Origin of the sequence: Nocardia beijingensis NBRC 16342, from assembly GCF_001612785.1 — a bacterium.
GTDB lineage: Bacteria > Actinomycetota > Actinomycetes > Mycobacteriales > Mycobacteriaceae > Nocardia > Nocardia beijingensis.
Genome location: NZ_BDBC01000053.1, coordinates 28,302 through 55,210, shown reverse-complemented (window position 1 = coordinate 55,210; position 26,909 = coordinate 28,302). Strand labels below are relative to the sequence as shown.

31 protein-coding genes and 1 pseudogene are annotated in these 26,909 nt (G+C 65.9%); 12 read left to right on the top strand and 20 right to left on the bottom strand.

Annotated features, from left to right (window positions below; translation table 11 throughout):
• Window positions 1-92 precede the first annotated feature (92 nt).
• A complete protein-coding gene (locus tag NB3_RS26295) occupies window positions 93-824 on the bottom strand; it encodes an IPT/TIG domain-containing protein (RefSeq protein WP_067808717.1) in 732 nt (243 codons plus the stop codon).
• Window positions 825-1,606: 782 nt separating this feature from the next.
• Between NB3_RS26295 and NB3_RS26290 the strand changes: the two genes are divergently transcribed.
• Window positions 1,607-1,927, top strand: a complete 321-nt coding sequence (locus NB3_RS26290) for a hypothetical protein (RefSeq protein ID WP_067808715.1) — start codon at window positions 1,607-1,609, stop codon at window positions 1,925-1,927.
• 88 nt (window positions 1,928-2,015) lie between these two features.
• Here NB3_RS26290 and NB3_RS26285 read toward each other — a convergent pair whose 3' ends face one another.
• From NB3_RS26285 to NB3_RS26245, 11 genes are all read right to left on the bottom strand, one after another.
• Entirely contained in the window at window positions 2,016-2,381 is a 366-nt protein-coding gene (locus NB3_RS26285) for a hypothetical protein (protein ID WP_169810749.1), read from the bottom strand.
• Between the two features lie 19 nt (window positions 2,382-2,400).
• Window positions 2,401-2,943, bottom strand: coding sequence for a hypothetical protein (locus tag NB3_RS26280; protein ID WP_157112013.1), 543 nt, complete (start codon window positions 2,941-2,943; stop codon window positions 2,401-2,403).
• Entirely contained in the window at window positions 2,940-3,800 is an 861-nt protein-coding gene (locus NB3_RS26275) for a hypothetical protein (protein WP_157112012.1), read from the bottom strand. Before NB3_RS26275 ends, NB3_RS26280 begins: the two co-directional genes overlap by 4 nt.
• A 2-nt stretch (window positions 3,801-3,802) precedes the next feature.
• Window positions 3,803-4,114, bottom strand: a complete 312-nt coding sequence (locus NB3_RS35280) for a hypothetical protein (RefSeq protein WP_157112011.1) — start codon at window positions 4,112-4,114, stop codon at window positions 3,803-3,805.
• Window positions 4,114-4,701, bottom strand: coding sequence for a hypothetical protein (locus NB3_RS35275; protein WP_157112010.1), 588 nt, complete (start codon window positions 4,699-4,701; stop codon window positions 4,114-4,116). Before NB3_RS35275 ends, NB3_RS35280 begins: the two co-directional genes overlap by 1 nt.
• Window positions 4,702-4,841: 140 nt before the next feature.
• Window positions 4,842-5,618 (bottom strand): ESX secretion-associated protein EspG, encoded by a 777-nt coding sequence (locus tag NB3_RS26265; protein WP_067808705.1) that lies wholly within the window; start codon window positions 5,616-5,618, stop codon window positions 4,842-4,844.
• Between the two features lie 98 nt (window positions 5,619-5,716).
• Entirely contained in the window at window positions 5,717-6,883 is a 1,167-nt protein-coding gene (locus tag NB3_RS26260) for a WXG100 family type VII secretion target (RefSeq protein WP_067808703.1), read from the bottom strand.
• On the bottom strand, window positions 6,880-7,353 hold the full coding sequence (locus NB3_RS26255; protein WP_244892093.1) for a hypothetical protein: 474 nt from the start codon (window positions 7,351-7,353) through the stop codon (window positions 6,880-6,882). Before NB3_RS26255 ends, NB3_RS26260 begins: the two co-directional genes overlap by 4 nt.
• A gap of 32 nt (window positions 7,354-7,385) precedes the next feature.
• Window positions 7,386-7,958: a DUF3558 domain-containing protein gene (locus NB3_RS26250; protein WP_067808701.1), complete on the bottom strand. Its 573-nt coding sequence runs from the start codon at window positions 7,956-7,958 to the stop codon at window positions 7,386-7,388.
• 195 nt (window positions 7,959-8,153) lie between these two features.
• Window positions 8,154-8,366: a DUF397 domain-containing protein gene (locus tag NB3_RS34515; protein WP_084823684.1), complete on the bottom strand. Its 213-nt coding sequence runs from the start codon at window positions 8,364-8,366 to the stop codon at window positions 8,154-8,156.
• Window positions 8,363-9,244, bottom strand: a complete 882-nt coding sequence (locus tag NB3_RS26245; RefSeq protein WP_084823683.1) for a helix-turn-helix domain-containing protein — start codon at window positions 9,242-9,244, stop codon at window positions 8,363-8,365. The genes NB3_RS34515 and NB3_RS26245 overlap by 4 nt, the downstream gene beginning before the upstream one ends.
• A 367-nt stretch (window positions 9,245-9,611) precedes the next feature.
• Between NB3_RS26245 and NB3_RS26240 the strand changes: the two genes are divergently transcribed.
• Both NB3_RS26240 and NB3_RS26235 read left to right on the top strand, forming a co-directional pair.
• Window positions 9,612-9,956: a hypothetical protein gene (locus tag NB3_RS26240; protein ID WP_244892091.1), complete on the top strand. Its 345-nt coding sequence runs from the start codon at window positions 9,612-9,614 to the stop codon at window positions 9,954-9,956.
• Complete coding sequence (locus tag NB3_RS26235) at window positions 9,953-10,381, top strand: DUF4254 domain-containing protein (protein WP_067808695.1); 429 nt, start codon at window positions 9,953-9,955, stop codon at window positions 10,379-10,381. Before NB3_RS26240 ends, NB3_RS26235 begins: the two co-directional genes overlap by 4 nt.
• A 6-nt stretch (window positions 10,382-10,387) precedes the next feature.
• Here the strand turns inward: NB3_RS26235 and NB3_RS26230 are convergent, their stop codons facing one another.
• Window positions 10,388-10,885 (bottom strand): peroxynitrite isomerase, encoded by a 498-nt coding sequence (locus NB3_RS26230; protein ID WP_084823682.1) that lies wholly within the window; start codon window positions 10,883-10,885, stop codon window positions 10,388-10,390.
• 116 nt (window positions 10,886-11,001) lie between these two features.
• On the opposite strand from NB3_RS26230, the gene NB3_RS26225 reads away from it, so the two are divergent.
• Entirely contained in the window at window positions 11,002-12,348 is a 1,347-nt protein-coding gene (locus NB3_RS26225; protein WP_371855940.1) for a TIGR03118 family protein, read from the top strand.
• A gap of 47 nt (window positions 12,349-12,395) precedes the next feature.
• Here the strand turns inward: NB3_RS26225 and NB3_RS26220 are convergent, their stop codons facing one another.
• Both NB3_RS26220 and NB3_RS26215 read right to left on the bottom strand, forming a co-directional pair.
• Window positions 12,396-12,896, bottom strand: a complete 501-nt coding sequence (locus tag NB3_RS26220; RefSeq protein ID WP_067808693.1) for a hypothetical protein — start codon at window positions 12,894-12,896, stop codon at window positions 12,396-12,398.
• Between the two features lie 436 nt (window positions 12,897-13,332).
• Window positions 13,333-14,391, bottom strand: coding sequence for a DNA polymerase III subunit beta family protein (locus tag NB3_RS26215; protein ID WP_067808691.1), 1,059 nt, complete (start codon window positions 14,389-14,391; stop codon window positions 13,333-13,335).
• A 208-nt stretch (window positions 14,392-14,599) separates the two neighbouring features.
• Here NB3_RS26215 and NB3_RS26210 point away from each other — a divergent pair, with 208 nt between their 5' ends.
• Entirely contained in the window at window positions 14,600-14,782 is a 183-nt protein-coding gene (locus tag NB3_RS26210; RefSeq protein ID WP_067808689.1) for a hypothetical protein, read from the top strand.
• 87 nt (window positions 14,783-14,869) lie between these two features.
• Here NB3_RS26210 and NB3_RS26205 read toward each other — a convergent pair whose 3' ends face one another.
• Complete coding sequence (locus tag NB3_RS26205) at window positions 14,870-15,214, bottom strand: winged helix-turn-helix transcriptional regulator (protein WP_067808687.1); 345 nt, start codon at window positions 15,212-15,214, stop codon at window positions 14,870-14,872.
• 68 nt (window positions 15,215-15,282) lie between these two features.
• Here NB3_RS26205 and NB3_RS26200 point away from each other — a divergent pair, with 68 nt between their 5' ends.
• Window positions 15,283-16,041: an SDR family oxidoreductase gene (locus NB3_RS26200; RefSeq protein ID WP_371855939.1), complete on the top strand. Its 759-nt coding sequence runs from the start codon at window positions 15,283-15,285 to the stop codon at window positions 16,039-16,041.
• A gap of 110 nt (window positions 16,042-16,151) precedes the next feature.
• Window positions 16,152-17,004, top strand: a pseudogene (locus NB3_RS34510) (IS5 family transposase).
• Here NB3_RS34510 and NB3_RS26185 read toward each other — a convergent pair.
• On the bottom strand, window positions 17,001-17,735 hold the full coding sequence (locus tag NB3_RS26185) for a hypothetical protein (RefSeq protein ID WP_067808686.1): 735 nt from the start codon (window positions 17,733-17,735) through the stop codon (window positions 17,001-17,003). The pseudogene NB3_RS34510 and the gene NB3_RS26185 sit on opposite strands and share 4 nt — an antisense overlap.
• A 578-nt stretch (window positions 17,736-18,313) precedes the next feature.
• Between NB3_RS26185 and NB3_RS35700 the strand changes: the two genes are divergently transcribed.
• Window positions 18,314-19,252: a phosphotransferase gene (locus NB3_RS35700; RefSeq protein ID WP_067808828.1), complete on the top strand. Its 939-nt coding sequence runs from the start codon at window positions 18,314-18,316 to the stop codon at window positions 19,250-19,252.
• A 116-nt stretch (window positions 19,253-19,368) separates the two neighbouring features.
• On the top strand, window positions 19,369-19,965 hold the full coding sequence (locus tag NB3_RS26175) for a DUF4254 domain-containing protein (RefSeq protein ID WP_244892090.1): 597 nt from the start codon (window positions 19,369-19,371) through the stop codon (window positions 19,963-19,965).
• On the opposite strand, the gene NB3_RS26170 is transcribed toward NB3_RS26175, so the two are convergent.
• The 3 genes from NB3_RS26170 to NB3_RS26160 form a co-directional block, all read right to left on the bottom strand.
• A complete protein-coding gene (locus NB3_RS26170; protein ID WP_067808684.1) occupies window positions 19,966-20,463 on the bottom strand; it encodes a hypothetical protein in 498 nt (165 codons plus the stop codon).
• A 93-nt stretch (window positions 20,464-20,556) separates the two neighbouring features.
• Window positions 20,557-21,945: an APC family permease gene (locus NB3_RS26165; RefSeq protein WP_067808682.1), complete on the bottom strand. Its 1,389-nt coding sequence runs from the start codon at window positions 21,943-21,945 to the stop codon at window positions 20,557-20,559.
• 102 nt (window positions 21,946-22,047) lie between these two features.
• Entirely contained in the window at window positions 22,048-22,917 is an 870-nt protein-coding gene (locus NB3_RS26160; protein ID WP_067808680.1) for a helix-turn-helix domain-containing protein, read from the bottom strand.
• A gap of 529 nt (window positions 22,918-23,446) precedes the next feature.
• Between NB3_RS26160 and NB3_RS26155 the strand changes: the two genes are divergently transcribed.
• From NB3_RS26155 to NB3_RS26145, 3 genes are all read left to right on the top strand, one after another.
• Window positions 23,447-24,118: a PAS and ANTAR domain-containing protein gene (locus tag NB3_RS26155; RefSeq protein WP_067808678.1), complete on the top strand. Its 672-nt coding sequence runs from the start codon at window positions 23,447-23,449 to the stop codon at window positions 24,116-24,118.
• A gap of 283 nt (window positions 24,119-24,401) precedes the next feature.
• Window positions 24,402-25,514, top strand: coding sequence for a terpene synthase family protein (locus tag NB3_RS26150; RefSeq protein ID WP_067808676.1), 1,113 nt, complete (start codon window positions 24,402-24,404; stop codon window positions 25,512-25,514).
• A 117-nt stretch (window positions 25,515-25,631) separates the two neighbouring features.
• On the top strand, window positions 25,632-26,909 hold the full coding sequence (locus tag NB3_RS26145) for a GGDEF domain-containing protein (RefSeq protein ID WP_244892089.1): 1,278 nt from the start codon (window positions 25,632-25,634) through the stop codon (window positions 26,907-26,909).

Below are 26,909 nucleotides of genomic sequence, written 5' to 3'. Positions count from 1 at the left end.
TTGGATCGGGCCGCGAGAGTGCCGGATGCTCGGCCCGGCAACGCGAACGGACCGCCGCCGGAATCCCGGCGACGGTCCGTGAGCTGTCCGGATCAGACGTAGGTGTAGGTGACTCCGTTGCTGGTGCCACCCGAGCCGGTGACGGTGACCTGCACGGCTCCGGCCGCACCGCCGGGAGCGACGGCGGTGATCTGTATCGCGGAGTCGATGGTGAAGGTCGTCGCGGTGCTGCCGAACCGCACGGTCAGCGGGCCGGTGAACCCGGAGCCGGAGATCGTGACATTGTTACCGCCCGACGTGGGACCCGAAGCGGGAGTGATCGCCGTGATGGTGGGCACCACGACATAGATGAAGGTGACGCTGTTGCTGGTGCCGCCAGGAGCGGTGACGGTGACCGTCACGATTCCCGTCCCGGCCGGGACGACGGCCGTGATCTGCGTGTCCGAGTCGACGGTGAACGAAGTCGCCGGTGTGGTACCGAAAGTGACCGCGGTGGCGCCCGTCAGTCCCGATCCGGTGAGCGTGACCGTCGTTCCGGCGGACCCTTGGCCGGGAGCGATGGAGTTCAGGGCCGGGACGGCGAGATAGGTGTAGGTGGCCCCGTTGCTGGTTCCGCTCGAGTCGCTGACCGTCACCTGCACCGGGCCGGCCGACCCCGCGGGAGCGATGGCCGTGATCTGTATCGCGGAGTCGATAGTGAAGGTCGTTGCGGTAGAACCGAATCGCACGGTCAGCGGGCCGGTGAAGCCCGTGCCCGCGATCGTGACGCTGGTGCCTCCCGTGGTGGGGCCAGAGGTCGGGGTGATTGAAGTGATGGTGGGCACGGCAATGCCTCCTGGTTCCGTGGAGATTGTTCTCAGCACCGGGGGGAGGGCGCCCCGACTCACTCAGTGGCCCGGCACTTTCCATTAGCGCCCGGCGCCGCCACTTCGGCAATGCTCCAGCCACTCCGTTTTTGTCCGTTTTCTCGTCCGTGCCCTGGGCTCGGCGCGCTCGCATGAATCACCGCTGGGGTCAGACAGCCTCGGCCGCCGCAGGAAGGATGCGGGCAGCAACGCCGCCACCTCATCCGGTCCTTCGAGCGGGCCGCAGTGCCCCGTCTCGAGTTCCACCAACCGTGGCAGCTACTCGGCGAGGAGGCGAAGCGGTGCGCCGGTGCGATGCGGTCGGCACGTCCGGCGATCACCAGTGCCGGCGCGGTGAGCGAGCAAGATCGGTGCTGGTCACCATGCACAGCAATATCTCGTCGGAGGTGGTGTTGAGCAGGCCGCCACCGCAGCCTTCACGGCGAGGTCGCCCGGGGCGTTGCCCGCCGGAACATCCCACCCCTTGTGACGGTTCATCGTGACAGGACCCGGTTGCGGTGCCCTTTCCGACGGCGTCACTTGGTCCGGCGGCATCAGGTGAGCGCGGTGGCAGCTCGGGCGACGGCTGGAGGGCGGTATCGTGGACCCGGTCGCGTTGTCCGAGCACGTTGCGTCCGAGGGGGATTCGTTGACCAAGACAACCGGTGGGCAATCGATGTGTGGGGACGACCGGCCTCCGCTGCTCTGCCACCGATGCACGGCTCGGTCGTACCTGTCGACTCGCGGGTAGGAATGGAACCGTGAACGGTCAGCCCCCACTGCTCCCCGCGGGCCCGGGATCGGTGCTCGACGCCCAATCAATCCTGAACGGAACCGTCGACATGCGCACCTACCGGCGCAAGCATCTGGTCATCTACGTGCAACCCCGGCGAGGTCTCGCGTGGGACATGGGCTTGCTGAAGGCCAACCACCAAGCGAGCTTGTCGACGCTGACCTCCTGCATCGAATGGCTGGACATGCACTTCGGCTGGGAACTGGTGAGCGTCTTCACCCGCCAGGTCGACAAGTACTACATCCACCACGCGATGCTGCGGCGCGGAACCCCGAATCGGCAAGTCTGAACCTCACTGCTCCGATCCGGCTGCGATGTTCGGCGACATCTGTCTATCGAAGAAGCGTGCGGTCCTGCGCTCACCGGGTGGCAACGGTTCATTTGGCGGCGATCCAGCGGCCGGTCGGTTTCATCGCGGCAAGGACTAGAGCGATCAGCACGGAATCGGTGATCACCAGCACCTGACCCGCTGTGGTGCGAAGGATCAGCAGGGTCGCGCCGACCAAATAGAGGATCGCCGCAGCCCCGACCAATGCGATCGTCCAGACTATTTCGCCCGACCAATACTCCCGGTTGTCAAGCGCGAAAGTGGCCGCGGAGAAGGTCCCGACCGCGCACATCAATCCGATACCCAGAGTTATGGCAGCCGCGAAGACCGCAGTGGCACCGCTGGGTGGGGGTTCGGGAGGACCGAGCCGCGGCGGCGGCAGCTCGCTGCGGGCTCCGCCGTATTGATACCCCATCGATCGACCCTCCTAGCCTTCAGCTCTTCAAGGCGCGGATCATGTCGATGAGCATCTGCGCGCCGGTCTGAGCACCTTGGTCATCACCGTTCTTGAACTCGAGGGTGCCCTCCCAGCCGTCGACGCTGGCGGCCAATTTGAAGCGTGGACGAGTAGTTGCGGGATCGAGCGGCTCAGGAACGGGCTCGACATATTGCGCGACGACCACGCCGCCGACTGCCAGGGTGCGGACGGGTACACCATCGGGCTTCGAAGGCGTTTCGTCGTCATGCATGCGAAGCATGGAAACGTAGCCGAGGTACTCCCCGCGGGGGGTATCGTAACCGCATCCATTTCCGGTGCCGATTTTATCGGTAATCGGCTTGGTGGCAATAACGCTCACTATCAAGTTCGGTGCATCGTATCGGCTGGCGAAGAATTGTTTGGGGAAGTCGCACAACTCCTGGATTGTGTGGTTGCTCTCTACCGTCGTCCATCGCTCGGGATGGGTTTGTGGTAATAGGCTGCAGGCCGGAAGGAGCAGGGCGAGTGCCGCAATGGACGCTAGTTTCCCCTTGCTCATATCGCCGCCCATCCGGCTCCAGGAGAATTGATATCGAAATCGTTGGAAGCGCTCTGCGGCCAACGATTGTTAAGGAATCCCTTCGGATTCTGTATGGAGTCCGTCATCTTCTTGATGTTGTTCCGTTGGGTGAGTAGAGCATCTACGAGCCTATCTCCATAGGCCACTGTCTTGACAAGTATTTCGCCGAGAGCATCGATCGCATCGGAGATGCCCCACGGGGATTCGAAGATCAAGCTGATCTTGCCCAACGCCGAGGAGAACTTCGCCAGGAATCCGACGATGTCTTGGACGATACTCGAATAGAAATCCCAGGCAGAATCCGAAATCGCGGCGAGGCAGTCGCTGATCTTTTCGCAGGCTGCCTTGGCGGAATCCAGGGCCGTGTCCTGAAGTGCTCGGGTCGTTCCATATCGGATGGCCGCCCCACCTTGCCAGTAGCCGAGTATGCTGCCCCTGGCTACCTCGTTGTTCTGTGCGTCGCCGATCGTAGATTTCAGCTTCAGCCATTCCTCGCCCGCCTGAAGAAAGGCGATCGGGGCGCGCAAACCTTCAATGGCGTCGTGCAGTTTCTCCAGAAGTTCTCGGATCTTGTCCTTGATCCCTTCTTTGTGGTCTTGCATGTAGCCGGTGAAGTCGTCGTTGGTGATAGCGCCGTATGCGGCCCCGACAGCCCCGGTGATCGGGATGAGAAGGAACGGAATTCCGACGGCTGCGCCTTCCAATGACGCCACCGCTATCGCGGCTTTATCGAATGCTTCGTCCACTTTAGCCGGTTGGTTTCGAATCTCCTCGACCTTATCGGCGAACTGGTCGAGCACTGCATTGAGTTCGTCGATACTCTTAGTAGCTCCCATAACTATCCCTCATCGAGTTTGATCAGAACGTGCGCGAAGTTTTCATCCTGTTCTGCATATACTTTCGCGACATGTGCGAGGACGTTTCCGATCGATTGTGTTTCAGTGCGTCCCTCGGTCAGCCTGTCCTGCATATATTGGGCAGCAGCTACCTGGGCGGCCCAAGCCTCCTCGTACAGGGCCCACACGACTTCTTTGTTGCTATCTCGGATTTCCTGTGCCTTCCGCGCGGCATCGTCAAGGTGATCGGATGCGCGTGCCCAGGCATTGGAAGCAGAAACCAGCTGATTGAGATCCACCGAAAAATCGACCATCAGACATTCCTCATCAGGTAATTCTTGTACTCTGCAAGCTCGTATTCGAGTTCACTGTCGGAGTGGCGGGCCCATGGCCCATCTTCATGAAAGGTCGGACGTTGACGGCGTATTTGGTTCGCGCAGTCGATGATATCGTGGGCGATGTACGATGGACTAACGGTTGCCGCCCAGGTCGAATCGATAAAGATGCCACTGATTCGAGAGAAACTCGCGGTCACCGTGACAGAATGCGCTCCGAAATCTGTCCATGGGCCTCGACCGATGAATTCATCATCTCCGCGTAGAACTCGCTCTATCGTCTCGAGCTCCGTGAGTGTCTGTGTGTCCAGCAGTGTGATCAATTGCGCACGGCGAGAGGGGGATCTGCTCAGCGCGGCGAACCTCCCCTCGGCGATGATCGGTGCGTCGTGACGCCAGAGCGCGACGTAGTAGGAGGCCATCGCTGCGGCGGAGAATCCCGGCGGATCCAAGCGAGCGTGCAGATTTCGGTCCGCATCGACGGCGATGGGTAGACGCCCCTCGTCCAGGTCCATCGTGAACAATCCCGCACCGATCAAGCGAATAATATCCGCCTGCTCATTCACTTTCGATCCTCCTCGCATCGGAGGCGTGTGCACCTCTCGGTCCTCACTGCGGCGTCCTCTCGTCGGTGCTGCCGGTCGAACTTCGGCGGTTGTCTGCTCTACTTGGACGTCGCGGGACCGGGTTCGGTTCCCCCGGATTGCTACCAACTTTCGGAGCGGGCGGCCTCGAGGCGTTGGAGGGCTTGGGTGATCCAGGTTGTGAAGTGGGTGGTCAGGTCGGTGGGGGTGGTGGGGCGGATGGTGATGTGGTCGGTGCGGTGTTCGGTGTAGCGGCCGTCGGTGGAGATGTCGTGCCACTGGAGGACTTTGGTGGGTTTGGTGTGGGTGTGCAGGGGGGCGGTGATGAGGACGGCGGTGCCGCCGCCGTCGACGGGGCGGCCGAGGAGGCGTTGGTATTGCTCGCGGGGGGTGTTGCGGGCGTTGTCCTGGAGGTAGGTGTCGCGGCGGGGGACCAGGTCGTCGGGGTGGAAGGTGGCCGGTTTCTCTTTGCCGGGGGTGCAGGCGGGGATGGCGTTGACGAGGCGTGCCGGGAGTTGTTCGGCGGGGAACATGCGCGCGCGGATCGGGCCGTGCTCGTGGTGGTTGCCTGCCTGGCTGAGGACGACGGCGCGGTAGCTGTCGCGGGCGCCGAGGATCCGGTATTCGCGGACGTCGTCGGGACCGGCGCTGTTCTTGTGTTTGCAGGTGCCGCCGAGGATTTCGATCCGGAGTTCGGAGTCGTCCAGGGTGCGGAAGGCCGCGGCGATCTCGTCGAGTTCGTCCGGGGAATAGCGCTGCCATACGGCGGAGCGGTGGGCGGCGAAGTCGTCGCGGAAGGCGAAACGGCTGGTGTAGCGCAATGGGCTGGGGATGCGATCGTGTGCGTCGCCGTACCAGAGAGCGGCGAAGTCGTCCGGGTCCCAGATCCATTCAGCCATGTGAGGTCCAATCCGGCCGCGCCGAAGCGGCCAATGTCCACGCGCACGCCCGCGAGAGACGAAGCGGGCGTGCGCGGAGTCGAGAAGTATGCGGCCGATCAGTCGGGCGTGCCGCCGATGACGCCGCCGGGCAGCGTCCTCGGAGGTTCACCGAGCAACTCGTCGGTGTTCTCCTGGGTGATCAGGTAGTCCGGCGTCTTGTGCTCGGATTCGTCGTCCTTGCCGCCGCCGCGAGCGCCGGGTGCCATCATGCCGGGCATGCCGCTCGTGCCGCGCAGTCCGGAAGTCGCCCTGGCGGCAGCAGTTGGGTTCATCCCTGTGTTCTGCGTTCCCGGTGTGCCCGGGATACTGCGGCCCGGTTGCGGTTGGCTCGTTGTGCTGGGCACACCGGGTATGCCCGGTGTACTGGGGCTGTGCGGAGTCGGGGTGCCCGCCGGAACGGTCTTGGTCGGGTCGGTGGTGGAGGCGGGAGTCGTCGAGGTGGGGTCCACGCCCGCGGGCTTGGTGGTGGTGTCGGACGCGGTCGTGTCGGAAGACTGTTGATCCTGGGTCGACTCGTCGGTGGACTGCTGCTGCTGTTCCTCGGTGCTCGCCTCGTCGGGCTTGCCGTCGCCGTTCTTGTCGCCGGGAACGCCGGAATCGGTGGTGGGACCGTTGTCCGAGTCGTTCGAAGTGGGGCCGCCGCTGTCGTCGCTCTTGTATCCGCCCGGCGGAGGAGCTGGGATGTCCACCGACGCGGTGGGGCCGACCGGAGTGGGCAGCACGGGGATCTTGCCGTCCATCTCGTTGAACGGCTGTACGTAGTATTCGTTCATCGCGACCCGCGCCGACTGCTCTGCCAGGAAGCGTTCGCTCGACAGGTTCCAGCGTCGCGGGTGGAAGATGCGATCCTCGAACGGGATGTTGACGAGGTCGGGGAGTGCCTTCTTGGTATTGGCGATCGCGGTGGCGGCGTCGCGGACTCGACAGTAGAGCTCCTCCAGAGACGTCGTCAGATTCTGCGCATCACTGGTGTATTTGGCGATCGCGTTCTTGGACTGCTCCGCTGCGGGGCCAGACCAGGCTTGAGCAATGGAGGTTTGGATGGAACGGGCGAAGGTCTCCACACCTTGCTCCCACTGCGTGCGGGCTTGCCAGTATCTGTTCGCCTGATTGATCGCGTTCGTGGGATCGAGCGGTTCGAAAGTGCTATTGATCCGGGTGTGCTCCCAGCTGTCGGGGTGCTCGCCGCCGCTCGGGATGCGTTTGCTCTCGTAGCCGCTCATTTGCCTGTTCCGTCCGGGAGGAAGGTCGGCCCGTACGGGAGTTGGACGGGCGGGCGCTCGGGGAGAGTCGTGTTCAGCTTGTTGAACTCAGCCGCGAAGTCGCTGTCAGACTGCATCATTCGATCGCGAACGATCCTGTACGTCTCCTGGATGTCCTCGACGATGCGGTAGTGATCTTCCAAGATCTTGTAGACACTGTTACCATCCGCGGCTCCATTCGCCTTCATCCGGAAGCGGTCTACCACGGTGCTTGCCGACACCATCCCGTCTGCCTTTTCGCCGAGCCCCCATTTCTCCTCCCGTGCGATGTCAGCGACTGTGGTCTGGATATCGCGGATGGATTCCTTGAAAAAGTTGCAATCGCGATCGATGTAGATGAAGTCTTCCGGCTTCATGTCGACCGCTAACTGGCCTTCACGCGCTGCATTGACCATGTTCGCCATCGGCCGAGGCGCATTGTCGTCGCTCACTTCATCCCTCCCGACGAGTTCGAGAAATCTCGCTATGCATTGCTCGGTATCGTTGGCACGATCTTCTCGGCCAGCGTCCGTGCGAGCTGGCACGAATCGATTGATCCGGTCTCCCGATTGGACGCCGGATTGAGCAGGTTGATGTCGAGGCTGCCCCCCTGCATCGCCACGTTGACCGTGCACGCATCCTTGATGTTCGGGCCATCGAATTGACGTGTCGAGATCGCTGCGCGCCCAGCAATTTTGAACTCGGCCGCCTCTGGAAAGTGCTTGTCTCGAGTCATCTCGACAGTGAGGTTCGTCGTGGTGATGGTTGCGAAGTAGCCGTCAGTACGTCCGTATCGGCATCCTCGCCACTTGATCCCTCCATTGGCATCCGAGTTGGCTTCGCTGCGGCGGCGAAGTTTCTCCGAGTCCAAGACGCTCTGGGGGATGTCTTTGCAGGTGTCGAAGCCGGTAGGTGCATCGGTGGCGATGCTCTGTTCAGCTGTCAAACTAGTGATCGGGTTAGTATCTCCGTCGTCCGACGTGTTGCAGCTGGTCAGTACACATATAGCACCGACCGCGAGGACGGCCAGTTGCAGTGAATCCCGCCCTATTGTCATGGCTCCCCTTACGCACCGGTTCATCGTCCGTGGCTCATCGAGGCCGGACCGGCTTCTCCGCCCCCCGTAGCGAATGTCGACGCTACCGGCGGCTTTCCCCGTGTGCAAGCGATCGACAAGCGAGTGGAGGTGCGGGGTTGGTGATTGCCCCGGACGTTGCGCGATGGAGCGTCCGGGGCAGGCGAACGGGGTTGGTCAGCAGCGTGGCGCGTGGAGTCCATCTCTGGTTATGCGGCTGGTGAACGAGTCCCAAACGCTCGACGGGAACACCAGTGCCGGGCCGCCGGGGTTCTTCGAGTCCCGTACACCCACAGAGCCTTCGCGGAGGAACGCTACCTCGACGCAGTCCCTCTCCGCGCTACTGAAGCTGCTCTTGAACCAGGTGGCATCGGATAGGCTGGCGCTCATTCGGCGTACTCCTTGGCGATCTTGCGGATTAGGGCTCGGCTGTTCTCCTGGTCAAGGGCCGATCGCAGAATCTCGGCGTACGCCTGGCGGTATTGCCGAACCTCCTCTGGCTTCTCAAGATACAGGTTGCCGGTAAACCCCTGCATGTAAACGACCGGCGGCTCAGTGAGAGCGGCGGTGGGGTGCACAGGGAAGTCGAGCATCACGAACGAGCCGATGTTGAGCCCGGCGTATGCCTCTGCGGCCAGTGGGACTACCCGCACGGAAATATTCGACTGCTCACCGACTTGCAGCAGGTGCCTGAGCTGGCCTTCCATGACCGAGGGGCCGCCGATCGCCCGGTGCAGTGCGGACTCGTCGATGACCGCTTCGAGGCGCAGCGGGTCGCGGTCCTCAGCCAGGCGTGCCTTTCGCCGCCTGAACGCTTCGATCCATCGTTCGACCTCAGCTCCATGCATCGTCGGGAACCTGACCCAGATCAAGGCACGCCGATATTCGTCGGTTTGCAAGAGGCCAGGAAGCAAGGTCGTTTGGTAGGAGATGAGTCGTCTGGCTGTCGCCTCCAACTCCACGAAGAGATTGAAGTCTTTGAGGATGGTGTCGTCGAAGGCATGCCACCATCCAGTCCGCTTCGTCTCCTCGACCAGGTTGAGCAGTATCGCGGTGCGTTCTTCCGACGCGCCGTAGATCTGGCACAACCGCTCGATGAACAGCGGATGCAGCCGGACCGGTTGCCCCGTCTCCATCCGCCAGAGGGTCTGTTTGCCCACATCGATCGCCTCCCGCGCGTACTCCGCGCTGATGCCCGCGTTGATCCGCAGCGCCCGCAGCTGACGCCCCAGCATTCGGCGGGGCAGGGTGGAACCTGTTGAACTCACGACGAATCCCTTTCGTAGCCAAACTATCGGCCGGGTACCTAACTGGAACCTTGTGGCGGGGGGCCTTGGAACCTGGGCGGTTTCCGCCCGATTCCACCACTGAGAACATTCCCGCCCAGCGATATCCGGTGCTTCACTGAACGCGCCCGGACCCAATCGAAGAAGTGCTGAAACCTTAACCGCGCCAACGGTTCCAGGTCCAGCGACCGGGATATCTCGCGTACCGAACTATGTGAATCGAGGATGGCGAATGAATCATGCGGCATTCGCGGACACTCCCGCGTCCCGCTGCGCGTTTTACCGCCGCACCTGTGGGCTGCCCGCCGGGATACATCCGGAGATCGGCCGCATCGTCGTGAAGGCGGGCGTGGTCGGCGGCATCACGATGCCCGACCGGCTGGGGCAGTGCGTGCGCGACGACATGCTTTTCCGTGGCCAGGCGATCGGCCCCGTAGTCGCGCATATTCGTTCTCGCCGATGGACTTTCCTGTGCCGGCCGGATCTGCCCGACGACGTGCGGTTGTTCGCCGCGTTGTTCCGGATCGATGTTTCGATCGTGCCGTTCGGCAGCGAAATCGCGCTGCCGTCGCCCGCCGACGCGAGCAACGCCTTTCGCCGATGGGTGGTCGCGCCGCGAGATACGTTTCGTCCGTCCGGAATGGTGATCGTGAATTGCGTGCTGGCCCGCGCGGGCGGGAAAGGTGCGCCGTGAGCGAGGGTCTGCCGACGCGGAGTCAACTGCTGCGGGCCTGCCGGGAGGACGGGCGGCCGCCTGCGCATCCGGTGCTCGCGCAGGCGCGCACCCTGACCGACCTGCATGCTGTCCGTCTCCGCGCGGACCGTGGATGCGGCTGCGGCGCCGAGGAGCGCCGGGCGCGGCTGATCCGCGAGATCGACCGCTGGGTCGAGGTGCGTTTGCCCGCGGCGCGCGGCGGAGCCTATCTGCACACCGAGTCGTTCGGTTCGGTGGTCGATCGCCTGGCGCGGCTCAGCGCGTGTGCCTACGCGGCCATGGCCGGCGACCAGGAGTGGGACCTGTGGTTCGCGTGGGAGCGGCTGGCCGAAGCGGCGGTCGCCTACGAGGATCTGGTCGGCGAGCTGAGCAGCGGGCGGCGCCGGTTGCCGACCGCTTTCTAGCGCGGGTCAGTTCCGCAGCAGGGTGGCGGCGAGGTGATGCCGCAGGGGTTCGCCGACCGCCGCCATCCGGAGGGTGTAGTCGATGGTGTCGCCGGACAGGCGCAGCGACCGGCCGAGGGCGGTCACGAGTTTCGCCGTGCTGCTGCGTCCGATGGTGGTGGAGTCCAATTCCATGCGCAGCGTGCCGTCTTCGACGGCGAGCGAGCCCTCGCAGATTTCGGTGATACCGGTGGGATGGGCGAGGATCAATTCGACGCGGTCGGGGCGCGGGCAACGCAGATAGCCCGTTTCGGCGTGCAGCGGCCTGCCGTCGTCGGTGGCGCGGGTCTTCTGCCGGTAGGTGAGGAACGGGCGGCCGAGATGGCCGAACCGGATTTCCTCGACATAGCCGAACGGCTGAATGGTCGGGTATTCACCCTGCCCATTACCGCGCCACGTGCCGAGCAGTGGAGCGAGCGGAGCGATATCGGGGTGCAGGGCAATAGGAGGCTGGGGTTCGACCACGGCGAACAGCCTAAACCGGTGCTCGTCCAACCGTCCGGGTACTCCCGAATTTGCCGCAGGCTAAGGTTAGCTTCGCCTTATCACCAATGTGGTGTGGTCGGAAAGGAAACAAGAAGTTGAACGGACGCTGGAATGAGTCGCGCCGGGGCGGTTCGCCTCGGTCGCGGACCCGTCGTGGTCTGCTGCGCGCGTCGGCGCTTGGTGTCGCGCTGGTCGTGGCGGCGGGCTGCTCGGACTCGAAGTCGGACGAGGTGCCCGCGCTCGACGGCAACAAATACGTCCAGACCAATCTCGCGGCCAACAACGCGGAGCACAAGGCGCAGTTCGTTTTCCCCGACCTGGTCAACGCCTGGGGGCTGGCCAACCGCCCCAAGGGCGCGGGCGGGCACTTCTGGGTCGGCGCGGGCGGCAAGTCGTTCCAGTTCGTCGGCGACGTGACCAAGTCCCCGGACGACAAGCTGCACAAGCTGTTCCAGGACGACTTGAAAATCGTCACCATTCCCGGCGCGGATGCCGACACCTCGGACAAGAGCGCGGGCAAGACCACCGGCGTGGTGTTCAACCCCGCGCCGATCACCTCCGACCTGTTCGTTGTGCACGACCAGCCGGTGGAGGCCGAAGGCGGGCCGCTGAACGGTTCGGCTCGGTTCATCTTCGCCACCGACTCCGGCAAGATCTCCGCCTGGACCGAGTTGGGCTTCGAGGGCCGGATCGTGCGCCACGACGGACCCGCCAATCTGGTCTTCGACGGACAATCCCAGGGCATGCAGTTCTTCGGGATCGCGCTGGCACCTTCCGGTGACAAGCTGCTGGCCGCCGACTTCGGCGCCGACCCGCAGGTGCGGACGTTCGACAAGAACTGGCAGTTGATCCCGACCACCGGCTTCGCCAACCCATTTGCCACCGGTGACGCGATCGACCCGGCCGCGCCGGAGAAGGGTAAGAAGGCCAAGCCGGGCGATCCCGCGCCGTTCAACGTCTCGACCATCGGCAACCGGGTCTTCGTCGCCTATGCCACCACCCAGCCGGACGAGAAGGACGCGACCAAGTTCGATGCCGGGGAGGAGGACTCGCTGGACAAGGACGAGGAGGGCGCCAAGCCGGACAAGGGCAAGCTCGCCGAGTTCGACGCCAACGGCAAGCTCGTGCGCATCATCGATGACGGCAAGCGCCTCAACGCGCCGTGGGCGGTGACGATCGCGCCGGACGGGTTCGGCCCCCTCAGCGGCAAACTGCTGGTCGGCAACTTCGGCGGCGCCGGGCACGTGCTGGCCTACGACGACGCCACCGGCAAGTTCGCCGACTACCTGCGCGACGCCGACGGCAAGCCGGTCGCCATCGAAGGACTGTGGGCGTTGATGTTCGGCAACGGCGAGAGCCTCGGTGACGCCGACTCGCTATACTTCACCGCCGGACCTGACGACGAGAAGGACGGCCTGTTCGGCAAGCTCCGTTTGAAGTAGTCGCGCTGCGCGGCGGCCCGCACCGATCGGTGCGGGCCGCTCGTGTTTCAGCGGCCGCCGGTCGGCGCGGAGGCGCGCGGCTCGGTGCGCCGTTCGCGGATGGCCGACTCGACTTCGTCGACCGCCGTCCGGATCATCGCTCCGTAGCCGTCGTCGGCGAGCGCGTGCAAACGTGTGCGGGCGGCGTCGATCTGGCGCTGCGCGGCCTCGAACGAGCCGAGCCTGCGATAGGCGTCGGCGAGGTTGAGGTGCAGCGATGGGTAGAACGCGGCTACCCGCAGTGATTCGTCGAAGGTTCGAGCGCGGTCGTCGGAGAGGCTGTCGGCGGCGTCCAGGGCCCGGATATCCCAGGTGAGCGCTTCGGCGGCGTCGTCGTACAGGTCGGCGAGGTAGTGGGCGAGGGTGCACCGGTGCAGCGGGTCGCCCTGCGGTCCGAGTGAAGCCCAGACAGCGAGCAGAGCCTCCCGCGCGTCGTCCGGACGGCCCTTGCGGCCGAGGGTTACGGCGTTGGTGATGGTTTCCATGGTGTGGTCGGGTGCTGAATACATCGGGTCTCCTTCGTTGGGTGTGGATACATGCCTGTTCGTCTGCGAGTCCGGGCGGATCGGCTCGGTGGTGGGCGGCCGGGCCGGGGCGGGCAACCGCTGGATGGATGCACCCCTTCAGTTCGGTGGAAGCGACGTTCGCGGCCGCGCGCGATGTCCTCGGTCAGTGGCGCGGCAGCCCGCCCGGCTGCGCCCGGTCTGTTCGATCGGCAGTCGCCGTGGGTGTGCGTCGCGATCGCGAGACGAGTAATCGGATCGTGCGCCGCCGGTGGAGGGACGCGGTTATGCGTGCGCAGTGGTTGCGCGGCTGCTGGCTGTCGGATCGAAGGGGTGCGGTTGTGGGTGCGCAGTGGTTGCGGGGCTGTCGGTTGTCGGATCGAAGGGGCGTGGTTGTGGGTGCGCAGTGGTTGCGCGGGTGATGGCCGTGGGTGTCGACGACTTATCCGGACGCGTCGTCGCGGAGCGGCCGCACCGGCATGGCCAGGGTGGTGAGGTCTCCGTCAGTGGCGGAGCGCAGGACCACCGGTTGATCGGCGGCGATGATGTCGAGCATGAGATCGGGACCGAGCGCGGTGTGGACGGCGGGCAGCAGAGTCGCGGTGTCGAAGGACAGCGTGACGGCGGAGCCGGTGACCTTCGCGGGCAAGCGATGCGCCGCTCCGGCCGACGATACCGCGATCTCGTTCGGAAGGATCTTGAATTGCATTGTGCTGTCAGTGGTTTCGAGGGTGCTCAGCATCAGGTGTCGAGCGACTACCGCCCGGGTGCGCACCGGTCCCAGCCCCGCCAGTAAGGCGCGGTGGTCGGGGAAAGGACCGTCGATGACGGCCCAGCGGTGTTCCGCGCCGCTTCCCGTCAGGAGCAGTCCGTCGTCGGACGGCGCGGCGACGACCTCGCCCATGCCCCGCAGCCGCTCGGTGATCGACTGGAGCCCGTTCGAATCGAGCACCACGGACCAGTCGCCGCCGTGCTGCCGGTTCGCCACGACACTGCGGGTGGACAGGCGGTAACGATCGGTTGCCGTCAGGGTCACCGTGTTCACGCTCGCTTCCAGCAGTACGCCCGCCAGCACGGGTATCTCGCGGGTGCGCGCAGCGGCGGTGCGGACCTGGTCGAGCGCCTCGGCCAGCGCCGCCGCATCGACGGCCACGTGCGCGCCCAGCGCCTGTTTGACCACGGCGGCGACGCGCGCGGCCTCTTCCGCTCGACGCGCCAGGTCCGCCACGTGACGGTCGAGTAGGCGGCGTGCCCGCTCGCCGTCACCGGCGAGGATTTCGGCGATGGCATCCAGCGGCAGGTCGATCGCGCGCAGCTGCCGGATGAGCACCGCCCGCTCCCGCTGGGCCTCGGTGTAGTAGCGGTATCCGGTGAGCGGATCGACCCGGGCAGGGACTAGCAGACCACAGTCGTCGTAGAACCGCAGCGCGCTCGCCGTGAGCCCGCTGGCCCGCGCGAGCACACCGATCGTGATCAACCCTGCCGATTCCGAACTCGCCACCCGGCCATCATGGAGCCTCAACCAACTCGAAGGTCAACCTCCTGGCGGGGACAACACCGTCGGCCCGTCCGGGGCGGGTCGCGCCCGGCCTCGCGGGACCATCAGCGTCGGCTGCTGGGACCGGCGCGGTGCGTACCCGTGGACGTGACGCCCGGACGGCAGACGTCCGCTGCTGTCACCTGGGACGCACGCACGAGGGGATTCGAGTGTGGTCGTCGTGGCCGTCGCCGTGCCGGTGGCCTATCGGTCGGCCGCGCTGCGCGCCAATGGCGTCGCCGCCGGGTGGCCGTCGCCGTGCCGGTGGCCTATCGGTCGGCCGCGCTGCGCCAACGGCACCGCCGTTCGGGTGGCCGTCGCCGCGCCGGTGGTGCTCGCCGTGATCCCGGCGTAGAACTGCCTCGGAGCGAAGAGAACCGCCTCGGTGCAAGGGGCGTCCATCCTGCGAGGCCAGACCCTCGGCGGTTGCGCTCGGTGCGAGTCAGTCGGCCTCGGTGGGAGTGACGCGCCAGCGGCGCGACCAGTCCCAGACCGATCCGAGTGCGGTGCCGAGTTCGGCGCCCGCGGTGGTCAGCTCATAGGACTTGTCCGGGTTCTTCGCGATCAGGCCCGCGGACTGCAGGTGTTGCAGGCGCACCGAGAGCATGCTCGAGGAGCAGTTGCCCATGCGCCTGCGCAGTTCGAGGAAGCCGAGGCGGTCGGGTTCCAGTTCCCACAGGATGCGCAGGATCCAGCGTTGGCCGAGCAGGTCCATGGTGGCCAGCAACGGCGCGTTCGCCGGGTCGTCCCGCCCGCGCGGCGGCTTGGGTTCGTTTGCGCTTCTCATTTAGAACCAGCATAGTGGTTCTGAATCAGAAGCAGTGGCCCGGTGCCGGGCGGACCGAAAGGCTGACGGTGGACGACAGGATCGGACGGCGAATCGTGCTGATCACGGGCGCCTCCCGCGGAATCGGCGCGGAGACCGCCCGGGTGCTCGCGGCGCGCGGCGACCACGTGGTGATCAATTACCGGGAGAAGGCCAAGCGGGCCGACGCGCTGGCGGAGTCGATCCGGCAGGCGGGCGGCTGCGCCTCGACGACGGCCGCCGACATCGCCGACGCGGATTCGGCCCGTTCCCTGGTCGCCGGGGTCGTGGAGGACTTCGGCCGTCTCGATGCGCTGGTGCTGAACGCGTCGGGCGGACTGGAGCGCAATGCCCGGCCCGACTACGCGATGGCCCTCAATCGTGACGCGCAGGAACGGCTCGTGCGACTCGCGTTGCCGCATATGCCGTCCGGCTCGCGCATCGTCTTCGTCACCAGCCATCAGGCGCACTTCCACGGCCGCAAGCCCGTCCCCGCCGACTACGAACCCATCGCCGCCAGCAAGCGCGCGGGCGAGAACGCGCTGCGCGCCATGATCCCGGAACTCACCGCCGCCGGCATCGCCTTGCACGTCGTCTCCGGCGACATGATCGACGGCACGATCATCGTCCAGCTGCTGGAGCGCCGGAACCCCGACGCTGTCGCCGCGCGCCGTGAGCACGGCACTTTGCCCACGGTCACGGAGTTCGCCACCGCGGTGGCCGACGCCACCACCGCTCCCGCCGATCCCGGCCACACGACCTATATCGGTGGCCTGGATTACCTCGACGCGCAAGAGATCGGTTCCTAGGCCGTGTCTCCCAACTGACTGCAGGAAGTGGGTGGCGGGTCGGGCATCATGTCGGTCGTGTCGACGGTGGTTGGTGACCGGTTTCGGGTGTTGCCGGATGGCAGTGGGAGTTGCTGGAGTTGCTGCTGCCCAGTTCTGATGGTCGTGCGGGGCGCCCGTTCGCGAACAATCGCCTGGTCGTGGAGGGGATGCTGTATCGGTTGCGGACCGGGGTGCCGTGGCGGGATCTGCCGGAGGTGTTCGGTCCGTGGCAGACGGTGTGGAAGCGGCATCGTCGGTATGCCGGTGACCGGACCTGGGATCGGGTCTTGGTCGCGTTGACCGCGTTGGCCGATTCGACGGGGAACCTGGATTGGGTGGTGCCGGTGGATTCGTCGATCATGCGGGTGCATCAGCACGGCGCAAACACTGCCCGTGGTGACCGGGTGCCCGGCCCGGACGGGGAATTACGAGCCAGCTGATCATGCGGTGGGACGTTCGAGGGGCGGGCTCACCACGAAAGCGCACCTGGCCACCGATGGTCAAGGCCGGGGTCTGGCGGTCCTGCCGACCGCGGGTCAGGCCGGTGACTCGCCGATGATGCCGACTCTGCTGGATACGGTCGCCGTGCCGAAGCTGGCCGGCGGTTCACCACGCTGCAACCCGGAGGCGGTGATCGCGGACAAGGCATACTCCTCGGCAGCGAACCGGGCCCTGTTGCGGCGCAAACGCATCCGTGCCGTTATCCCCGAACGCTCCGACCAGGTCGCCAACCGCAAACGACGAGGCCGAGCCGGTGGCCGCGCACCGACCTTCGACACCGCAACCTACCGGCGCCGCAACGTGGTCGAACGTGCCTTCAACAAGGCCAAACACTGGCGCGGAGTCGCTACCCGCTACGACAAGCTCGCCCTGACCTACCGCGCCGGTTTTACCATGGCCCTTGCAGTGGAATGGCTCAAACTATTGGCAGACATGACCTAGCGGAGTTCGTTGGCAAGCCGTCGGGCCCGATCGCAGTTTTCCTCATCGGTCAGGTTGCCGAGAGTGGGAACATCGACGTATGCCACCCTGTCGCCGAAACGTACCAGCACGCCGTGAGCGGGGTCGTCGGCGTCCTTGGTGACAGTGCAGAACGCTTCGTCGCCGAGCCGGGTGTCGCTCAGGAAGAAGGTTCTCAGCGTTTGCGCGTCCTCGAGGTCGCGGTTCAGAGCATTTTCCCGCTCACGTCGGAATACAGCTGTCGCATCGCTTCCGGTCTGAGTCCTCGCGTACACCATGCTGTTGCCACGGCGGTCGCCGTCCTTCCATCCGCTGACATACCGCGCGCAGATGTCCCCTCCCGCCAGCACGTTCCTGTCCGTGCCCGGGTCCGGGGCCACGGAAGGCTGAGGCCTGTAATTGAATCCGTCAACCTTTGCTCCTGCGCCCAGCACACGGATGACGTCCCTATTCGACAGCTTCTTGCACCCATCGCTGAATTCGGAGATCAGGGAGCCAGCGTAGCCACAAGCTGCTAGCGCGACCGCCGCTGCTAGCACGAGCGCCACCGTCGCTGCCGCTTTCCGCGGCGTCAGTAGGCGTTCGCGGCCGACCGGGGTCTGGATACGCGCCAGCAGCCACTGATGGAACTGCTGGAAGGTCCACCGTTTCAGCGTGTCCGGATCGAAGCGACCGGGGTCAACGACCTTGGGGCCGACACGCTTTGAATCCATCCGTACCCCTAACAGCGCATTCGTGTTCGTCAAGCACACTAATGCAGGCCGTCAGTTCCGTGGCCGCTCGAGCGGACTCGATTGGGAGACATGACCTAGTCGCCGCCGACCCGCAGCCCCAGGGAACCACGACCGTGAACCTCGACTCACCTGGCGTCGAGCCCACCTCGCCTCCAAGTCTTCCGAAAGTGCCGAGCCGACCGGAACGCCGCCCAATACCCGAGCGCGCAGACGAACGCGTCGATCGCCGCGCGGTAACGCACTTCGATTTTCGCACCGTTCCATCAGGTACACACGGGGGCGGAGAGGGCTCCTCGGAGAGTGCCTACCCGAATACGTTCTGCACACCGTTCCTGCGGGCCGCTCGCGGCGCCGTCGATCGCCGCCGCGGGGTGGACCCGGATCCGCCTCCTCGCCACCCATCCGGTGACTCGCGACCTGGGGCAGCGGGCAGCCGAGGGCTATTCGCGCGTTCGGCTCGCGCTACTGAAGTGTTGTTGCGTGGCGATGCGCTGCCCGAGGTCTTGCCCGCACGTAATCCAATGGCGGGTTCCGGGTCCGGCTCGCACGATCTGATGATGGTGGATTACCTGGGTGGGCTGTCGCGGATCAAATGGGCCGAGCTGCCCGAGCAGGTGCGGGCGGAGGTGGAGCGTCTGCTCGGCGACGATGTCCGCGGTGCCGATGACCAGCGCGGCGGATTCAGCCACGGTGTGGCGGCCCGCCTGCGCACCGTCGGCGGCGACGCGGCTTTCGTGAAGGCGATCGAAATGACGGACGAGCTCGCAGCGGTGTACCGGAAGGAAGCGCGAATCGCGGCGCGGCTCCCGGCGACGGCTCCCGCGCCCCGATGCCGGTGCACGACAGAGATCGCGGGCTGGTTCGTCGCGGTTTTCGACGATGTCGAGGGGGCGTTTCCCCGGTTCGATCAAACAGAAGAGTTGCGCGGCACCCTAGATCTGCTGACGCGATTGGCCACGGAGCTGACTCCGAGTCCGCTGCTAGACGTGCCGACGGTGGCGGAATCCTATGGACCGGAGTTGATCGGCTGGCGCACGTTCGTGGCGGAGGGGCCTCCGGTGGATCTGGACGGCTGGTCCACGCGTCACCTGACGGAATTGGCCGAGCTGGAAGCGGCGTGGCCGACAGCCGCGGTAGGGGACACGCTGCTGCACACCGATCTTCGCCCGGACAACCTGTTGCGGCGGGCGGACGGTGTGGTGCTGGCGGTGGATTGGTCGTGGGCCTGCCGGGGTGCCGCGTGGATCGACTTGGTCGCCCTCGCGCCGTCGATCGCCGCCGCGGGGGTGGACCCGGATCCGATCCTCGCCACCCATCCGGTGACTCGCGACGTGGACCGCGCGGCGGTCGACGCCTTCGTCTGCGCGCTCGCCGGGTATTGGGCGGCGGCCTGCCGGAAGCCGGGACCGCCGCGCTCGCCGCGGTTGCGTGCGTATCAGTCGGTGTTTGCCCGGGTCGCCGGAGAGTGGCTGGCGTGTCGTCTTGGCTGGCGATAATCCCAGGAGAGACGGCTCTATCGTCGAAAAGTGCAAGGTCACTGAATGTTTGCCAATGTTCTGGGAACGACGTGCTACCGGATAAATCGGTCAATGGGCGTGTCGCGGTGGCGGAAGTGGCCGAATTCGACGCGGGCCGGGCCACTCTCGGTCACGCTGGGCAGATGTGGATGTTCGGGCAGTGCCGGGACACCGGCGAGGCAAGGCATCGAGGACGTGATCGCGACGCGTCCACCCTGGTCGAGATGGGGGTCCCGAGAATGGAACAGGTGTCCGAGGCCCGGGTGATTCCGGGCAAAGAACTCCTGCTGGCGGCCTTCCGCGGCTTGCCGCACATGGATCATCCGATGCTGGAGGCGGCCGGCGAGCTGGCTCAGCTGCACCAGACACGTGAGCGGACTCCCGCGAGCCGGTGCGACAAACTCGACCGCCGCCGAGCGCAACTCGTGCGCGGCATCGACCGCTGGGTCACCTTGGCGACGCCGATCCCGCCGCCCGCCGCGCCCGAACACACCGAGACCGTCGGCGACGTCGTGGACCGGCTGGCCGTGCTGGCCGCCCAGGCCTTCGTGGCGCTGGCGCACGCGCCGGAGTCGGTCTTCTACGACGCGTGGGTCCGCATCGACGAATTGGCCGACGGCTATCAGGATCTCATCGACGACCTGCGTGCCGGGGAGAGACGACTACCGGAGGGGCGCTACGACCGCTGGTAGCTATCTGCCCAGCCCGAACAGCCGGAACGAGCGCCTGCGCCGGCGCGGCAGGGTCGAGTACACCATGGTCATGTCGGCGAAGACCTCGGCCTCCCGCTCCCGATCGGCACCGAACTCGGCACGGCCGAGCACATGTTCGATCGAGCGCGGCGAGATCGACGGCAGGACCACGGCCAACGAGGGCGGCAACGGATCGCCGCGCTCGTGGTCCTTGTCGTGACCCAAGAGCATGTGGCCGACCTCGTGCAGGATGACGTGGTCGGCGTTGCGGCCGGTCGCCGCGGCGTCGTAGACGATGATGTCGTCGTGCTTGCGTGCCACCCACAGGCCCCCTCCGCCGCAACCCGTGTCGGCCAACATCGCCTTGGGCACCGGGTGCAGGCTGATCGAGCGTCCACGATGGGCGGCCACCGCGGCAAGATAGGCGGTCAGGTTCCACGGGTTCGGGAGGGGCACGGTCCGGGTGGCATCCCCGAAACGAGCTTCCATGCTGGTCATCGGCGCCCACCTTACCTATCGGTCGGCGACTAGTCATCCGCGGAATCCGGGCATACCGGTGCAAGGTGATCGGTGGCCGCGCAACGCGATCGGTCACTCCGCGGCGGGCCCGCTGTCCAGGGGTTGTGCCCGCATGGCCCGGATGGCCAGGTAGTTCAAGCCCCACAACGCGATTCCGATGGCCAGCAGCACACCGGCGATGGCGTACTGCGCCGGATTGCGGTCGGTGAACGGTGTGACGAGAAAGCCACAGCTGAGCGCGCCCACCACGGGCAGCGGCGTCGGGGTCTTGAAGTGCTTGTGCGGCACCGGGTCTCGGCGCAGCACCAGCACGGCGACGTTGACCACCGTGAACACCGCGAGCAACAGCAATGCCGTGGTGCCGCCGAGCTCGGGCACCTCGCCGACGAACAGGATCAAACCGAGCGCGAGCAGTGTGGTGAAGACGATGGCGGTGTACGGCGTCCTGCGGCGCTGGTGCACGCGGCCGAACGGCCGGGGCAGCACGCCTTGGCGGGCCATGCCGTAGATCAGCCTGCTGGCCATCAGCATGTTGATCAGCGCCGAATTGGCGACGGCGAACATGGTGATATAGGCGAAGATGTGGGTCGGGAAGCTCGGCGCGCCTGCCTCGACCACCTTCAGCAGCGGGGTGTCGCCCTCGCCGAGCTGGTCGGCCGGCACGAGCGCGACGGCGCTGATCGACACGAGCACATAGATCATGCCGGTGATGATCAGTCCGGCGAGCAGCACTTTCGGGAAGATCCGGGTGGGTTCCTTGCATTCCTCGGCCATGTTCACCGAGTCCTCGAAACCGACCATCGCGTAGAACGCGAGCGTGGTGGCCACGATGACGCCGCCCACCGCGTTGCGCTCCCCGGTGTCGAATTCGACGATGCGGGAGAAGTCGCCGTCACCGACGCCGAGCGCCCAGCAGCCGATCCCGATGACGATCAGCAGACCGGTCAGCTCCACACAGGTGAGCACCACGTTGAGTTTCACGCCCTCGCTCACCCCGCGCAGGTTGACCGCCGCCACCACCGCCATGAACACCAGCGCGATCAGCGTCACCGCCGTGCCGCCGCCGAGATCGAGATCGAAGGCCTCGGCGAAGTTGGCCGCGAACGCCCGTGAGGCCGTGGCAGCGGAGGTGATGCCGGAACTCATCACCGCGAAGGCGACCATGAACGTGAGGAAATGGATGCCGAACGCTTTGTGCGTGTACAGGGCGGCGCCCGCGGCGTGCGGGTACTTGGTGACCAGCTCGAGATAGCTGAACCCGGTGATGAGGGCGACCAGGAACGCCACCAGGAACGGCACCCAGACCGCCCCGCCGACTTCGTTGGCCACCTTGCCGGTGAGTGCGTAGATACCGGTGCCGAGGATGTCGCCGACGACGAACAGCAGGAGCAACCCCGGCCCCATCACCCGTTTGAGTTCGGGCCCGGAATCGGATGTCGGATCCACAGTGACTTCGGCCATGCGTCCTCCCCTCGGCAGTAGGGCGAGGGTACCCATTCCGGCGCGGAATAGTCGGGCACTGCGCGGTATTTCGCCTGGTGTTCACCGGGGCGAGCCGGGCTGCTAGTCCTCCCGGTCCATCGCGCGCACGGCCTCCCCGATCATGACCGCAGAATCGCGCGGGCTCAGCGCCATGGCGCGCAGCTGATCGAAGATCACGCCGAACCGCCGGATCTCGTTGTGGCCCTCGATCAGCTCGTCGCCCGCCATGCCCTCCACGTAGACCAGTTCCGGATCGGCGGGGTCGGGGAAGTCCAGCAAGGTGAACGAGCCCGCCATGCCGGGGTGCGCGCCCGCGTCGAACGGCAGGATCTGCAGGATCACGTTCTTCCGCTTGATCTCTTGCAGCAGTCGCTCGAGCTGTCCCCGCATCACCGCGGGCCCGCCGACGGTACGGCGGATGGCCGCTTCGTCCAGGACGACCCACAGTTCCAGCGGGTCCTCTTTGGTCAGGTTGACGGCGCGATCCATCCTCGCTTTGGCCCTGCTCTCCATGACCGACGCCTCCAGCTTGGGCATCGAGGTGTCGATCACGGCGGTCGCGTACTCGTAGGTCTGCAAAAGGCCTGGGATGAAGGACGTTTGGTAGTGCCGGGCGGACAACGCCTCGGACTCGAAATTGATGTAGGCGGCGTAGACCTCCGACACGCTGCCCTCGTAGGCGCGCGACATGCCGGGCTTCAGCGCGTCGGACAGCAGTTCCAGTGCGTCCTCGCGCTGTTCCTCCCCGATGCGGTAGAGGTCGAGCATCGCCATCAGCGTGCGCCGTTGCGGTCGCGCCTGCGCGGTCTCGATCCGGTACAGCGTGGTGACGTTGATCCCGGTCTTCGCGCTGACCTCTTCCTTGCTGAGCTGGGCGTTCTCGCGCATCTCGTGCAGCATCGCCGCCAGCCGCCGCAACCGGACGGTCAGTACGGTGCGCTTGCCTGCCATCAGTCCAACCCCTTCGGTCTGCGCACTTGCTGGAACGTGTTATGACGTTCGCCCTCGAATGCGGCCTGCGTGCAGCGGATCTGTGCCTGGTGTGGGCACAGCAACAGAGACTACCTCCCGTGATGCACGTTATGGTCGGTGTTTTCGCGCCCGGTTGCGGCCGGGGGTGGTAGCGCGGGGTGAAGCGGACCGACTGCTCGGTTGTGCGGGTGTCCGGAGACCCCCCGAACTGCGCGGAGTCGCTTTCCGGGTGGCGGGAACGCGATCGCGCCCGGCCGTCGCGCCGACCTCGGCCTCCCGCGTCCGACGTGGATTCCGGCTTGCGATGGTCCTCGAGGATGGCGTCGACCGCGGGCTACTGATCTATTGCGGATTAATTGCCAGCATATTCATGCATATGCAATGAAGGGGTGATGTCAAGGTAGAGGCCACTTTTTGAAGTATGCCAAGAGTTTGCCACAATTTGGTTTCATCTCGTGTTCCCGACCGTCGCCTCGGGACGCCGATGGATAATGGCCGCGTGACGAGGATGGACGACCTCGCGCTGAGAAGCGCCTCCGCGGTAGAGAGCGTCATCGCGGGCACGCCGCAGAGCGTGGGTAGCTTCCGCTTCTGGTTCGAGGATCAACGATGGGAATGGTCGGACGGAGCCGCCGCGATCTACGGCTACACCGACGGGAGCACGCGACCCAGCACCGAGCTGTTGCTGGCGCACAAGCATCCCGACGACCGCGCGCTGGTCGCCGAGTCCATCGCCACCGCCGTGCACACCGGTGAGCCGTTCTGCGGACGCCACCGCGTCATCGACACCGCCGGGCGCACCCATCACGTCATCGTCGTCGCCGATCGCATGCTCGACGACCGGGAACTGGTGATCGGCACCGCGGGCTACTTCATCGACGTATCCGGGACGCTGGAGGAGAACCGGCAGGAGATCCTCGACGACACACTGCCCGAACTGGTGGAATCGCGGGCGGTGATCGAGCAGGCCAAGGGCGTGCTCATGGTCGTCTACGGCATCAACGCCGAGCAGGCGTTCCGGGTGCTGCAATGGCGCTCCCAGGAAACCAACATCAAGTTGCGGACGCTGGCGCGCCAATTGGTCGGCGAGGTGCCCGCGATGGGCGGCGGCCCTACGGCGCAACGGGCACGCTTCGATCACCTGCTGCTGACCATGCACGACGTCCTGGCGACGAAGTGAGCGCCGCGCCGGTGACCGATATCCGATAGGCGGCCGCGCGCGTCAGGTGACATCGGCGCGGCGGCGCCCTGTCGTGTCCTGAACCGGCCGATTGCCTCCGTGTGCCATGGCGCCGCGCGCCGCGGAGCGTACTCCCGGTTTGCCGCAGCGTCGCCGTCGAATGCCCGGTGCGCCAACGTCATCCACGACGCGGGGGTTGCGTGATCTTCGCCCTTCGACCGGTCCCACTACCGATAAGTCGGAGACAATTCATTAGAAGTAACCATAGTGGGAGGGAGTCGTTGTGGTCAGTGAGTACACATCGGCACTCGAGCGGGAAATCCTGGACATGCGCGCGCAACACGAGACGTTGCTGCGGACCGGGCGGCAGTGGTCGTTGCGCGCGATGTTCGGCACACCCGATTGGGACATCGTCGATTACTGCCGCGACTTCCGGCCCAGCCGGTTCGGGGAGCAAGCCTGTGCGGAGGTGGAACGCTTCTGCCGCGAGCACGGCATCTGGCTCGAGCCCGCGGGCCCGCACTACAACAGCATGACGCCCTATCTGCACCCCGGCGCCGTCAGCGCCGAACGGATGACGATCATCGGCCTGTACAACGCCATCCTGTTCTGGCTCAACGACACCGTGGGACGGGAGAAGTTCGGGCACCTCGGCGACGAGGAACAGCGGCAGGCGCGGGTGGCGATCGACCGGTTGTGCGTGCTGCTGCGCACCCGGACGACGCCGCAAGACGCCACCCCGCTGGAGACATCGACCTCGGCGTTCCTCGGGATGCTGTCCGCCCGCGCCGACGCGGACTGGCTCGACCGATTCGTCGAATCCACCGTCGAGCACCTGCGGCCCGCGATCCAGGACCAGAACGCCCGCGCTCGCGGCGGGTTGCTCAGCGTCGCGGAGTACATCGATCTGCGGGCCCAGGTCTCGGGCATGTATCCGGCGATCGCGCTGTGCGAGTTCGGCCGGGACGACTACCTGCCTTGGGAGCGGATCCGGCGGACGGGACTGGCGGGAGACCTGCTGCGGCTGCGGGTGCTGACCGTGGAGATCGGCGCGCTGATGAACGACGTGTTCTCCTTCGAGAAGGAGTGCATCGTCGATCTGGCCGACTTCAACTTGATTCCGGCGCTGCTGCTGAACCATCCCGGATGGTCGCTGGCGGACGCCGTGCGGGGCGCCACCGACATCGTGCGCGCGCGCCTGAACGAGTTCCGGGAACTGTGCGCGGCAGCCACCGAACGATGCGACCGCCTGGCGGCGGAGGACGCCGCCCTCGCGGCCACCGTCGCCACCCACATCGCCGATCTGGTCGCCTGTGTGCAGGCGACCTGGGTCTGGCAGGTGAAGACGCTGCGGTACAAGGGGGCGTCGATCTTCCGCGAGAACGGGTTGCAGTAACGCCCCCACCTCACCATTCCTGGGAATGCTTCCAGGCGGCAGTACTCGACGGTCTCGAACTTGTGTGGATACGATGCGTCGGGGGCTATCTCCGGCCTGAATGGTGAGGGGGTTGCGGTGGAACAGATCGAACTCGCCAGGATGGCGAACTTGTGGTGGCGCGCTCTGCAGGCCGTCGCCGGTGGGTCCGCGTCTGTACCGGACCCCGACGTCGTGCTGCTCGGGATGGTGGAGGAGCTGGCTTCCGGTTTGGAAGCCGAGCCCTTCGACGCGGGCGTAGGCAGGCGCGTCGGCGCGGCGCTGGCCTCCGCCGGTTTGGCCGACCCGGCCGTGCCGAGCACGTCCGCCCAGGTGTTGTACGGATTGGCCGAACACGCGGCGTCCCCGGAAGCCGGGCGACGGCTGGCGGCGCTGCTCGCCGAGGTCGGTCAGGGCTACGAAGCGCAGACGCGCGCGCACGAGGACGCGCGCCGATCCGATGACGCGCGGTTCCGCGTAGTGTTCGACAACGCGGCGATCGCGATCGCCATCGGGGACACCGACGGGACGTTGCTCGACGTCAACCGGGGTCTGGCCGAGATGATCGGGGTCCCGGTGGACAGCCTGCGCGGGGTGTCGGTCTACGACTTCGCGCACCCCAACGACCGCGAGGCGATCCGCACGCTGGTGTACGAGAAGCTGGTCCCGGCCGGCGCGGGCACGGTGAAACTGGAGCAGCGCATCCGGCGCGCCGACGACAGCTACGGGTGGGCGTCGTTCGCCATCACCTTCGTCAAGGGCGCGGACGGGGAGAGCGATTACCTGCTCGCGGTCGGTGAGGACGTCACCGAGCAGCACCGGATGCGCGAGGAACTGCATCGGCAGGCCCGGCACGATCCGCTCACCGGACTGCCGAACCGGCGGCACCTCATCGAACGGATCGACGCGATGATCGCCGACGCGCGCAACGGAGATCGAGCGGGATTGTGTTTCGTCGACATCGACCGCTTCAAGCACATCAACGATCGCTACGGCCACGGCACCGGTGACCAGATCTTGACCGCGGTCGCCGAACGCCTGCAGGACAGCGTGCGCGGAACCGGGTGTCTGGTCGCCCGCATCGGCGGGGACGAATTCGTCGCGCTGATCCCACCGCCTGCCAGCGATCACCGGGTGGCCACGGTGGCGAACAGCCTGCTGGAGGCGCTGGTAGACCCGATCACGGCCGGTGAACGGCGACTACGCATGTCGATCAGCATCGGCGCGGTGGTCACCGCGGTCGCGGGCGCGGACGCCGAGTCGCTGCTCGACGCGGCCGACACGGGCCTCTACCGGGCGAAGGCCGACGGCAAGGGACGGTGGGTCCTGCACATTCTGGACACCGACACCTCACTCGGCCCGCAACCGGTGTTGTGA

Excerpts from the sequence above, each read along its gene's own strand:
- NB3_RS26265 (WP_067808705.1), bottom strand. The coding sequence starts at position 5,618 with ATGGCTGAATGGATCTGGGACCCGGACGACTTCGCCGCTCTCTGGTAC.
- NB3_RS26275 (WP_157112012.1), bottom strand. The coding sequence starts at position 3,800 with ATGGGAGCTACTAAGAGTATCGACGAACTCAATGCAGTGCTCGACCAG.
- NB3_RS26155 (WP_067808678.1), top strand. The coding sequence starts at position 23,447 with ATGGACGACCTCGCGCTGAGAAGCGCCTCCGCGGTAGAGAGCGTCATC.
- NB3_RS26280 (WP_157112013.1), bottom strand. The coding sequence starts at position 2,943 with ATGAGCAAGGGGAAACTAGCGTCCATTGCGGCACTCGCCCTGCTCCTT.
- NB3_RS26205 (WP_067808687.1), bottom strand. The coding sequence starts at position 15,214 with ATGAGAAGCGCAAACGAACCCAAGCCGCCGCGCGGGCGGGACGACCCG.
- NB3_RS26220 (WP_067808693.1), bottom strand. The coding sequence starts at position 12,896 with ATGTATTCAGCACCCGACCACACCATGGAAACCATCACCAACGCCGTA.
- NB3_RS26185 (WP_067808686.1), bottom strand. The coding sequence starts at position 17,735 with ATGGATTCAAAGCGTGTCGGCCCCAAGGTCGTTGACCCCGGTCGCTTC.
- NB3_RS26250 (WP_067808701.1), bottom strand. The coding sequence starts at position 7,958 with ATGACAATAGGGCGGGATTCACTGCAACTGGCCGTCCTCGCGGTCGGT.
- NB3_RS35700 (WP_067808828.1), top strand. The coding sequence starts at position 18,314 with ATGGTGGATTACCTGGGTGGGCTGTCGCGGATCAAATGGGCCGAGCTG.
- NB3_RS26160 (WP_067808680.1), bottom strand. The coding sequence starts at position 22,917 with ATGGCAGGCAAGCGCACCGTACTGACCGTCCGGTTGCGGCGGCTGGCG.
- NB3_RS26170 (WP_067808684.1), bottom strand. The coding sequence starts at position 20,463 with ATGACCAGCATGGAAGCTCGTTTCGGGGATGCCACCCGGACCGTGCCC.
- NB3_RS35280 (WP_157112011.1), bottom strand. The coding sequence starts at position 4,114 with ATGGTCGATTTTTCGGTGGATCTCAATCAGCTGGTTTCTGCTTCCAAT.
- NB3_RS34515 (WP_084823684.1), bottom strand. The coding sequence starts at position 8,366 with ATGAGCGCCAGCCTATCCGATGCCACCTGGTTCAAGAGCAGCTTCAGT.
- NB3_RS26165 (WP_067808682.1), bottom strand. The coding sequence starts at position 21,945 with ATGGCCGAAGTCACTGTGGATCCGACATCCGATTCCGGGCCCGAACTC.
- NB3_RS26285 (WP_169810749.1), bottom strand. The coding sequence starts at position 2,381 with ATGGGGTATCAATACGGCGGAGCCCGCAGCGAGCTGCCGCCGCCGCGG.
- NB3_RS26260 (WP_067808703.1), bottom strand. The coding sequence starts at position 6,883 with ATGAGCGGCTACGAGAGCAAACGCATCCCGAGCGGCGGCGAGCACCCC.